The 9,660-nt window shown below is 69.2% G+C and carries 11 protein-coding genes; 1 reads left to right on the plus strand and 10 read right to left on the minus strand.

What is annotated here, in order from left to right:
- Nucleotides 1-4 precede the first annotated feature (4 nt).
- From ACIBUY_RS42570 to ACIBUY_RS42615, 10 genes are all read right to left on the minus strand, one after another.
- A complete protein-coding gene (locus ACIBUY_RS42570; RefSeq protein ID WP_399155549.1) occupies nt 5-325 on the minus strand; it encodes a sulfotransferase in 321 nt (106 codons plus the stop codon).
- Nucleotides 326-409: 84 nt separating this feature from the next.
- Entirely contained in the window at nt 410-1,789 is a 1,380-nt protein-coding gene (locus ACIBUY_RS42575; RefSeq protein ID WP_399155550.1) for a hypothetical protein, read from the minus strand.
- 209 nt (nt 1,790-1,998) lie between these two features.
- Nucleotides 1,999-2,337, minus strand: a complete 339-nt coding sequence (locus ACIBUY_RS42580; RefSeq protein WP_324775488.1) for a metal-sulfur cluster assembly factor — start codon at nt 2,335-2,337, stop codon at nt 1,999-2,001.
- Entirely contained in the window at nt 2,334-2,804 is a 471-nt protein-coding gene (gene sufU, locus ACIBUY_RS42585) for a Fe-S cluster assembly sulfur transfer protein SufU (protein WP_365569908.1), read from the minus strand. The genes ACIBUY_RS42580 and sufU overlap by 4 nt, the downstream gene beginning before the upstream one ends.
- A gap of 20 nt (nt 2,805-2,824) precedes the next feature.
- Nucleotides 2,825-4,081: a cysteine desulfurase gene (locus tag ACIBUY_RS42590; protein ID WP_365569905.1), complete on the minus strand. Its 1,257-nt coding sequence runs from the start codon at nt 4,079-4,081 to the stop codon at nt 2,825-2,827.
- On the minus strand, nt 4,078-4,842 hold the full coding sequence (gene sufC, locus ACIBUY_RS42595; RefSeq protein ID WP_365569902.1) for a Fe-S cluster assembly ATPase SufC: 765 nt from the start codon (nt 4,840-4,842) through the stop codon (nt 4,078-4,080). The genes ACIBUY_RS42590 and sufC overlap by 4 nt, the downstream gene beginning before the upstream one ends.
- A 7-nt stretch (nt 4,843-4,849) precedes the next feature.
- Nucleotides 4,850-5,167: a bifunctional 3-phenylpropionate/cinnamic acid dioxygenase ferredoxin subunit gene (locus ACIBUY_RS42600; RefSeq protein ID WP_365569899.1), complete on the minus strand. Its 318-nt coding sequence runs from the start codon at nt 5,165-5,167 to the stop codon at nt 4,850-4,852.
- The gene (sufD, locus tag ACIBUY_RS42605) at nt 5,167-6,348 is read right to left on the minus strand and encodes a Fe-S cluster assembly protein SufD (protein WP_365569896.1); all 1,182 of its coding nucleotides are present in this window, start codon (nt 6,346-6,348) and stop codon (nt 5,167-5,169) included. Before sufD ends, ACIBUY_RS42600 begins: the two co-directional genes overlap by 1 nt.
- 60 nt (nt 6,349-6,408) lie before the next feature.
- Complete coding sequence (gene sufB / locus ACIBUY_RS42610; RefSeq protein ID WP_365569893.1) at nt 6,409-7,833, minus strand: Fe-S cluster assembly protein SufB; 1,425 nt, start codon at nt 7,831-7,833, stop codon at nt 6,409-6,411.
- Nucleotides 7,830-8,573 carry a helix-turn-helix transcriptional regulator gene (locus ACIBUY_RS42615; RefSeq protein WP_399155551.1) on the minus strand — a complete coding sequence of 248 codons (744 nt, stop codon included), beginning with the start codon at nt 8,571-8,573 and terminating at the stop codon, nt 7,830-7,832. The genes sufB and ACIBUY_RS42615 overlap by 4 nt, the downstream gene beginning before the upstream one ends.
- A 196-nt stretch (nt 8,574-8,769) precedes the next feature.
- Between ACIBUY_RS42615 and ACIBUY_RS42620 the strand changes: the two genes are divergently transcribed.
- The gene (locus tag ACIBUY_RS42620) at nt 8,770-9,570 is read left to right on the plus strand and encodes an AAC(3) family N-acetyltransferase (protein WP_365569887.1); all 801 of its coding nucleotides are present in this window, start codon (nt 8,770-8,772) and stop codon (nt 9,568-9,570) included.
- Nucleotides 9,571-9,660 lie beyond the last annotated feature (90 nt).

Genomic DNA, 9,660 nt, shown 5'->3' on the forward strand with positions numbered 1-9,660 from the left:
GGCCTTACGCCCGGTGCGGCGAAGGGGGCACCTCCCTGCTCGAGGTTGTTCGAGAGCTTGGGGGCGCGTGCCAGGCGTCGTGAGGCTGGGGGCACTTCCCAGCGTTAGCTGGGGGAGGGAGTTTGAAGACACGCCCTAGGGACCGGTTCGCCCGCTCCCGCAGATCGCCGAGGCCGAGCCGCTGCCGGCAGGCGGGCAGCACGAACCGGGTCCCGGGCGGCAGCGCGATCCGCGGATGGGCTTGCAGCATCAGCTGCAGCAGGGTCGTCCCCGACCGGGGACACCCCACGGCGAACACGGGCCGTACGGGATCACAGACACTCACCCTGCCAGGCTCGGGCCCGGTGCTGAGCGCGCCCTGGCAGCGGCCTGGGAATCCCGTACGAGTCCGAGCACGCGACCGCTGCGGCTACGAGAGCGTGAACCAGGTCGCCCGCGACTTCTTCCACTCGTCGTGGGTGAGGTCCTTGGCCTCGGTGCCGTCGCCGTACAGATCGGCGGAGCCGTCGTCGGTGATGAGCCGGACCCGGGCGCCGGACGTGCCGAGGTCGGGCACGGAGACGACCGCCTCCCAGCCGCCCGGGTCGCTGGTGGGCAGGTCGAGCCGCTTGACCGGGGCGTGTCCTGCGACGCCGTCCCACTGGTAGAGCGCGTACGGGTCGGAGTTGTCGTCGGCGGCCCAGCTGCCGGCCACGATCAGGTACTGGTTCTGGTCGTTCTTGCGGATGTCCCGGACGGCGAGCCCGCCCAGGTCCAGCTCGATCGGCGTCCCGAAGACGGGCGACGAGCCGCTCGCGACGACCTTGTCCATGTTGGTGACGGGCACGATCAGTGCCTTGCCGCCGTTCTGCGGGGGCACGAGCGGCGCGCGGAAGCCGACGTACGCGGTGGTCGTGGAGCCCGGCGCGAACTCGAGCCCCTCCACGTTGAACCCGTCGATCGCCTTCGGGACCTGCCCGTCCTTGGTGCCGTCGGCGAACCCGTACCGGTCGCCGTTGCCCTGGTCCCAGGCAACGAGCTTGTCGCGCAGCTGCTTGTAGGCGTGCGCGTACGTCAGCTCGGTGGCGGCGCCCGAGCCGCTGACGGTGGTGGTGAAGACGGTGTTGCGGTCCGCCTTGTACTCGCCGTCCTTGTTGTTGCCGAGCGAGCCGGTCCAGTAGATGAGGTTGCCGACGCGGGCGGCGCCCTCGATGTCGATCTCCTTGTCGGCGCCGACCTTCGAGGACATGTCCCAGGTCTTCACGGGCGCGCCGGAGGCCGAACCGTCGTACAGGCGAAGGACGTTGGACTCGTCGTCCGCGACGACGACGTAGCCGCCGCCCACGTCGACCGCGGCGGAGGCGTCGCTCGACCCGGTGAGGTACCGGCTGTCGGCGGCGTGCTGCACGGCCGCGGACGCCGCGTAGTGCAGCGTGGTGGTCGCGGTGGCGCCGCCGCTGCCGGTGACCTTCAGCGTCAGGTCGGTGTACCCCTGGCCGCGCGCGGCGACCGAGACGGTGCGGGTGGCTCCGGTGCCGCTGACCGTGACGTCGGCGGCCTGCGCGACGGACGTCTTGCTGCTGGCCGACGCGGCCACGGTGAGCGCGGAGGCGTCGGTGCCGCTCTGGGCGACGGTGACGCTGACGGCCGGGTCGCCGCTCGCGCCGACGGCCCCGCTCAGGTAGGCGTCGGACAGCTTGATGGTCGGCGTACTGGCCGCGCCGGCCGGGAAGTTGACGACGGCGACGGTGAGCAGCCCGCCTGCGGCGGCGACGGCCGCGCGGCGCGCGATCCGGGAGGAGTGCGGCACTGTGGTCCTTTCATCGACGTGATGCCGACGGAAGACTCCGCTCCGCGCCCCAACCCCCGGTGTCGATCACTCGTACGGCACGGGAACAACTGGGCCGCCGACAGCAAAGGGCCCCGGCCGTAGCGACCGGGACCCTTCGATGAACCGCTGTCTCAGACGTACTGGAGCGTCTCAGACGTACTGGAGCGTCTCAGACGTACTGGAGCGTCTCAGACGTTGAAGCCCAGCGCCCGAAGCTGCTCGCGCCCCTCGTCCGTGATCTTGTCCGGGCCCCACGGCGGCATCCAGACCCAGTTGATCCGCAGCTCGTTGACGATGCCGTCGGTGGCGGACTTGGCCTGGTCCTCGATGACGTCGGTCAGCGGGCACGCCGCGGACGTCAGCGTCATGTCGATCGTCGCGATGTTCGCGTCGTCGATGTGGATGCCGTAGATCAGGCCCAGGTTCACGACGTCGATGCCCAGCTCGGGGTCGACGACGTCGTACAGCGCCTCGCGGACCTCCTCCTCGGAGGCCGGCTTCATCTCCACTGCCGTGCTGTCGCTCATGCGCTCTTCGCCTCCTCCGCGAAGGCCTGTGCCGTCGCGTCCTTCCACGCCATCCAGCTCAGGAGGGCGCACTTGACTCGGGCCGGGTACTTGGAGACCCCGGCGAACGCGACGGCGTCCTCCAGGAGGTCCTCCATCGCGTCGTCCGGCTCGATCTGGCCCTTGGACTGCATCAGCTCCAGGAAGGTCTCCTGGATCTTCTGCGCGTCGGCCAGCTCCTTACCGACCAGCAGATCGTTCAGGACGGAGGCGGAGGCCTGGCTGATGGAACAGCCCTGGCCCTCGTAGCTCACGTCCTCGATCTTCGCTGTGCCGTCGCCGAAGGCATACTTCACGCGCAGCGTGATCTCGTCACCGCACGTCGGGTTGACGTGGTGCACCTCGGCGTCGCCGTCCCGCAAGCCCCGCCCGTGGGGGTGCTTGTAGTGGTCCAGGATGACTTCCTGGTACATCGAATCCAGCTTCATCAGCGTCCCGTCCTACCCGGCTACCCGAAGAAGTTCCGTACGTGCTCCAGGCCCTCGACGAGTGCGTCGATCTCGCCGGGCGTGGAGTACAGATAGAACGACGCTCGCGTGGTCGCAGGAATTCCGTAGCGCAGGCAGACCGGCCGCGCGCAGTGGTGGCCCACCCGCACCGCGATGCCCTGCTCGTCGAGGACCTGGCCCACGTCGTGGGGGTGGATGTCCCCGAGCGTGAAGGAGATCGCGGCGCCCCGGTCCTCGGCCGTGGACGGGCCGATGATCTTGAGGTCGGGGACCTCCTGGAGCTTCTTCACCGCGTACTCGGTGAGCGCCTGCTCGTGGCGGTGGATGTTCTCCATGCCGATCGAGTTCAGGTAGTCGATCGCCGCCCCGAGGCCGATGGCCTGCGAGATCGGCGGCGTACCCGCCTCGAACTTGTGCGGCGCCGGAGCGTAGGTGGAGGAGTGCATCGAGACCGTCTCGATCATCTCGCCGCCACCCAGGAACGGCGGCAGGTCCTCGAGCAGCTCCTGCCGGCCCCACAGCACGCCGATGCCGGTCGGGCCGCACATCTTGTGACCGGTGAAGGCCACGAAGTCGGCCTGCAGCGCCTGTACGTCGAGCGGCATGTGCGGGGCGGCCTGGGAGGCGTCGATGAGCACGAGCGCGCCCACCTCCTGGGCGCGGCGCACGATGGCCTCGACGGGGTTGTGCGTGCCGAGGATGTTCGACACGAGCACGAAGGAGACGATCTTCGTCTTCTCGGTGATGACCTCGTCGATGTTGGAGAGGTCGAGGCGGCCGTCGTCGGTCAGCCCGAACCACTTCAGCTTCGCGCCGGTGCGCTGCGACAGCAGCTGCCACGGAACGATGTTGGAGTGGTGCTCCATCTCCGTGATGACGATCTCGGTCTCGTGATCGACCTTGTACGGCTCGTCGGCCCAACCGAGCATGTTGGCAACGAGGTTGAGCGACTCCGAGGCGTTCTTCGTGAAGATCACCTCGTTGCGGCTCGGCGCGTTGATGAACGCGGCGACCTTGTCCCGCGCGCCCTCGTACAGCGCCGTGGCCTCCTCGGCCAGCACGTGCACGCCGCGGTGGACGTTGGCGTTGTGCTGCTCGTAGTACTCACTGAGCACGTCGAGGACCTGGCGCGGCGTCTGCGAGGTCGCCGCGTTGTCCAGGTACACGAGCTTCTTGCCGTCGTGGAGCACCCGGTCGAGGATCGGGAAGTCCTTGCGGATCGCCTCGGTGTCGAGGAGGCCCGGCAGCTGTGTCACGCGGATGCGCCACCCTTCGTGTACTTCTCGTAGCCCTCGGCCTCGAGCTTGTCGGCCAGCTCGGGGCCGCCGGACTCGACGATCTTGCCCGCCGAGAAGACGTGCACGAAGTCCGGCTTGATGTAGCGCAGGATGCGCGTGTAGTGCGTGATCAGCAGGGTGCCGACCTCGCCGGTCTCGCGGACGCGGTTGACGCCGTCGGAGACCTGGCGGAGGGCGTCGACGTCGAGGCCGGAGTCGGTCTCGTCGAGGATCGCGATCTTCGGCTTGAGGAGCTCCATCTGCAGGATCTCGTGGCGCTTCTTCTCACCGCCGGAGAAGCCCTCGTTCACGTTGCGCTCGGCGAAGGCCGGGTCCATCTGGAGCGTCTCCATCGCACCCTTGACCTCCTTCACCCAGGTACGCAGCTTGGGGGCCTCGCCGCGGATCGCGGTGGCCGACGAGCGCAGGAAGTTGGAGACGGAGACGCCGGGGACCTCGACCGGGTACTGCATGGCCAGGAACATGCCGGCGCGGGCGCGCTCGTCGACGGACATCTCGAGGACGTCCTCGCCGTCGAGGGTCACGGTGCCCTGCGTGATCGTGTACTTGGGGTGACCCGCGATGGAGTAGGCGAGGGTCGACTTGCCGGAGCCGTTCGGGCCCATGATGGCGTGCGTCTCGCCCTGCTTCACGGTGAGGTCGACGCCCTTGAGGATCTCCTTCGTGGCGTTGTCGGCCTCGACGGTGACGTGCAGGTCTCGGATTTCAAGCGTTGCCATGGGTGCCTCAGGACTCCTGGGTGAGGGAGACGAGCACGTCGTCCCCTTCGATCTTTACGGGGTATACGGGGACGGGGCGCGTCGCGGGAAGGCCGGACGGCTTGCCGGTGCGGAGGTCGAAGCTGGAGCCGTGCAGCCAGCACTCGATCTGGCAGTCCTCCACCTCGCCCTCGGAGAGGGAGACGTTCGCGTGCGAGCAGATGTCGTAGATCGCGTACACCTCGCCCTCGGTGTGGACGACCGAGACCGGCGTGCCGTCGAGTTCCACCCGCTTCGGGGTGTCCTTCTCCAGCTCGCTGAGGCCACAGGCGCGTACGAACGTCATCAGACCGTGGCCTCCAGCTCGGCCGCGATCTTCGCGAGGAGGCGCTCCTCGATGTCCGGGACACCGATCTGCTGGACCAGCTCGGCGAAGAAGCCGCGCACGACGAGGCGGCGCGCCTCGTCGGCGGGGATGCCGCGGGCCATCAGGTAGAAGAGCTGCTCGTCGTCGAAGCGGCCGGTCGCGGAGGCGTGACCGGCGCCGACGATCTCGCCGGTCTCGATCTCCAGGTTGGGGACCGAGTCGACGCGCGCACCGTCGGTGAGGACGAGGTTGCGGTTCAGCTCGTACGTGTCCGTGCCCTCGGCGGCGGCCTCGATGAGGACGTCGCCGATCCACACGGCGTGCGCCTGCTCGCCCTGGAGGGCGCCCTTGTAGACGACGTTGGACTTGCAGTGCGGCTTGTTGTGGTCGACGAGGAGGCGGTGCTCCTGGTGCTGACCGGCGTCCGTGAAGTACAGGCCGAGCAGCTCGGCCTCGCCGCCCGTGGCCGCGTACTGGACGCGCGGGTGCAGACGGACGACGTCACCGCCGAAGGTGACGACGACGGACTTGAAGGAGGCGTCGCGGCCGACGAGCGCGTTGTGCTGCGCCACGTGGACGGCCTTGTCGTCCCAGTCCTGGACGGAGACGACGGTCAGCTTCGCGCCGTCGCCGAGCAGGTAGTCGACGTTGGCGGCGAGCACCGCGTCACCGGTGTGGTCGATGACGACGACGGCCTCGGCGAAGGCACCCAGCTCGATGACCTGGTGGGCGAAGGCGGTGCCGCCCTCGCCGTGCACGGCGATGCGGATCGGCTCGGTGAGGACCGTCTCCTTGGGGACGGTGATCACGCCGGCCTTCTCGAACGCCGAGTACGCCTGGGCGGCGACGCGGTCGACGGGCTTGCCGGCCCTGCCGATGCGGGCGTCGTCCCGGCCGACGGTCTCGACGGTGACACCGGCGGGCGCCTCCACGTCGACCTTGACGGCGGAGCCGGTGGCGACGGCGGTGCCGTCGTGCAGGCCGCGCAGCCGGTCCAGCGGCGTGAACCGCCACTCCTCCTCACGGCCGTGCGGGACCGGGAAGTCCTGCACGTCGAAGGAGGGCGGCGCGCTCATGCGCGTGGCGACGGTCGACTCGGCGGCGACCGCGACGGCGCCCGCGGTCGTGGACCCCGCAGGGATGTTCTGAGCCTCAGCCATGGCTGTCGTAGTGCTCGCTTTCTTACGTAAGTGGCTTGATGGGTACGTCAGTCGGCTGCGTCAGCCGACCGACCCCTCCATCTGCAGCTCGATCAGCCGGTTGAGCTCGAGCGCGTACTCCATGGGCAGCTCCTTGGCGATCGGCTCGACGAAGCCGCGCACGATCATCGCCATGGCCTCGAACTCGCTCAGTCCGCGGCTCATCAGGTAGAAGAGCTGGTCCTCGGAGACCTTGGAGACGGTCGCCTCGTGACCCATGGACACGTCGTCCTCGCGGACGTCCACGTACGGGTACGTGTCGGAGCGGGAGATGGTGTCGACGAGCAGCGCGTCGCACAGCACGTTCGACTTCGAGCCGTGGGCGCCCTCGCCGATCTCGACGAGACCGCGGTACGACGTACGGCCACCGCCGCGGGCCACGGACTTCGACACGATGTTGGAGGACGTGTTCGGCGCCATGTGGACCATCTTGGAACCGGCGTCCTGGTGCTGGCCCTCGCCCGCGAAGGCGATGGACAGCGTCTCGCCCTTGGCGTGCTCGCCCATCAGGTAGACGGCCGGGTACTTCATGGTGACCTTGGAGCCGATGTTGCCGTCGATCCACTCCATGGTCGCGCCCTCGTACGCCACGGCGCGCTTGGTGACCAGGTTGTAGACGTTGTTCGACCAGTTCTGGATGGTCGTGTAGCGGCAGCGGGCGCCCTTCTTGACGATGATCTCGACGACGGCGCTGTGCAGGGAGTCGCTCTTGTAGATGGGCGCGGTGCAGCCCTCTACGTAGTGCACGTACGCGTCCTCGTCGACGATGATCAGCGTCCGCTCGAACTGGCCCATGTTCTCCGTGTTGATGCGGAAGTAGGCCTGGAGCGGGATCTCGACGTGCACGCCCTTCGGCACGTAGATGAAGGAACCGCCGGACCACACGGCCGTGTTCAGCGCGGCGAACTTGTTGTCGCCGGCCGGGATGACGGTGCCGAAGTACTCCTTGAAGAGCTCCGGGTGCTCCTTCAGAGCGGTGTCGGTGTCGAGGAAGATGACGCCCTGCTCCTCCAGGTCCTCACGGATCTGGTGGTAGACGACCTCGGACTCGTACTGGGCCGCGACGCCCGCGACGAGGCGCTGCTTCTCCGCCTCCGGGATGCCGAGCTTGTCGTACGTGTTCTTGATGTCCTCGGGCAGGTCCTCCCAGGACTCCGCCTGCTTCTCCGTGGAGCGCACGAAGTACTTGATGTTGTCGAAGTCGATGCCCGACAGGTCCGAGCCCCAGTTCGGCATGGGCTTCTTGCCGAAGAGCTTGAGGCCCTTGAGACGGAGCTTGGTCATCCACTCCGGCTCGGACTTCTTGGCGGAGATGTCCTTGACGACGTCCTCGTTGATGCCGCGCTTGGCAGAGGCACCGGCCGCGTCGGAGTCAGCCCAGCCGTATTCGTACTTGCCCAGACCTTCGAGCTCGGGGTGGGCAGTCTCCTCGATGGGGAGAGTCATGCGGGGTTCCTCCCGGCGGTGCTTGCAGATGCGTTTTCAGTGGTTTTGGGGATGAACGTCGTGCAGACGCCGTCACCATGGGCGATCGTGGCCAGCCGCTGTACGTGAGTGCCGAGGATCTGGGAGAACATCTCCGTCTCGGCCTCGCAGAGCTGTGGGAACTGCTCCGCGACGTGCGCGACTGGACAGTGGTGCTGGCAGAGCTGCTCGCCTCTTTGCGGGAGGGGCGCGCTACGCGCAGTGGCAGCGTACCCGTCCGCGCTCAGGGCCTTCGCCAGCGCCTGTGCCCGGTCCTCGGGCGCGGCCGCCTCGATCGCGGCCTTGTAGGGCGTCGCCTGCGCGGCGATCCGGGCGCGGGCGAAGGAGGCGACCGCCTCGTCGCCTCCCGCGTGCTCCTGGATCCAGCGGAGCGCGTCGGCAGCGAGCTTGTCGTAGGACTGGTCGAAGGCGTCGCGGCCGCAGTCGGTCAGCGCGAACACCTTGGCGGGGCGGCCGCGCGTCCGCGCTCCGTAGACCCGCTGCTCGCGCGGCTCCACGACGTCGTCCGCGACGAGTGCGTCGAGGTGGCGGCGGACGGCGGCCTGGGTGAGGCCGAGGCGGCCCGCGAGGTCGGCCACGGTGGACGGGCCGTGGTCCAGGATCGAGCGCGCGACCCGGTTGCGCGTCGATCGCTCACCGGTCGCGAGCTCTTCCTGAGGGGCCCCCGTGGGTGCCTCCTGAGCCTCGCCGACGTTTTTCACAACGCCATTGTTGCGTAATTCCTCAGACCCTGACAAGCGGCCTGGTGATCGCCCCGCGGTGCCGTGCATCACTTAGGTTCACCTAAGTAGACACGCGGCGTGACCTGCGGAAACGATCTTTGATCGATCAGAATCCCGGTGCCCGGGCCAGAAAACTCCATGGCGCCCGGGCGCCCCCCGCGGGGACACTCCCCCCATGGCGCCCACCTCCCGTCCCCTGCCGACCGGCCCGCTCGTCACCCGCGCCTCCCTGGCGCAGGACCTGCGCACGCTCGGCGTCCAGCCCGGCGAGACCCTGCTCGTGCACTCCTCGCTCAGCAGCCTCGGCTGGGTCAACGGAGGCGCTGTCGCCGTCGTCCAGGCCCTCCTCGACGCGCTCGGCCCCGACGGCACGCTGACCGTGCCCGCCCAGTCCGGCGACCTCTCCGACCCGGCCCTGTGGAGCGACCCGCCGGTGCCGAAGGAGTGGTGGGAGACGGTGCGGGCGACCATGCCCGCGTACGACCCGGCCACCGCGCGCACCCGCGGCGTCGGCGTGGTCCCCGAGACGCTGCGCACCTGGCCGGGCGCCCTGCGCAGCGCCCACCCGCAGACGTCGTTCGCGGCGCTCGGCCCGCGCGCGGCGGCGGTGACCGAGGGGCACGCGCCCGACTGCAGCCTCGGCGAGCGCAGCCCGTTGGCCCGTCTGGAGGAACTGGGCGCCCGGGTCCTGCTGCTCGGGGTCGGCTACGACTCGTGCACGAGCTTCCATCTGGCCGAGTACCGCATCCCGCACCGCACGCAGGACGCCGGGCGGCCGGGCCCCGCGGGCTGGGAGCACGTCAGCGAGGTGGCGATCGACTCGGACCGCTTCGACGAGCTCGGCGCGGCCTTCGAGCGGGACGTCCCCGTCGTGCACGGCCGGGTCGGCGCCGCGCAGTCCCGCTTGTTCCCGGTCGCCGACGCGGTGGCGTACGCCCAGAAGTGGCTGCCCACCCACCGGCCCGTCGGGTTCTAGGGCGTGTCTTCAAACTCCCTCCCCCAGCCTTCGGCCGGGGGGACCCCCACGCCCGCAGGGCGGCCGCGCGGCGTCTGGTGCGTGCTCTGG

It is taken from the genome of Streptomyces sp. NPDC050085 (assembly GCF_044460595.1).
Taxonomy (GTDB): domain Bacteria; phylum Actinomycetota; class Actinomycetes; order Streptomycetales; family Streptomycetaceae; genus Streptomyces.

Excerpts from the sequence above, each read along its gene's own strand:
- sufD (WP_365569896.1), bottom strand. The coding sequence starts at position 6,348 with ATGGCTGAGGCTCAGAACATCCCTGCGGGGTCCACGACCGCGGGCGCC.
- sufC (WP_365569902.1), bottom strand. The coding sequence starts at position 4,842 with ATGGCAACGCTTGAAATCCGAGACCTGCACGTCACCGTCGAGGCCGAC.
- ACIBUY_RS42580 (WP_324775488.1), bottom strand. The coding sequence starts at position 2,337 with ATGAGCGACAGCACGGCAGTGGAGATGAAGCCGGCCTCCGAGGAGGAG.
- ACIBUY_RS42620 (WP_365569887.1), top strand. The coding sequence starts at position 8,770 with ATGGCGCCCACCTCCCGTCCCCTGCCGACCGGCCCGCTCGTCACCCGC.
- sufU (WP_365569908.1), bottom strand. The coding sequence starts at position 2,804 with ATGAAGCTGGATTCGATGTACCAGGAAGTCATCCTGGACCACTACAAG.
- ACIBUY_RS42600 (WP_365569899.1), bottom strand. The coding sequence starts at position 5,167 with ATGACGTTCGTACGCGCCTGTGGCCTCAGCGAGCTGGAGAAGGACACC.
- sufB (WP_365569893.1), bottom strand. The coding sequence starts at position 7,833 with ATGACTCTCCCCATCGAGGAGACTGCCCACCCCGAGCTCGAAGGTCTG.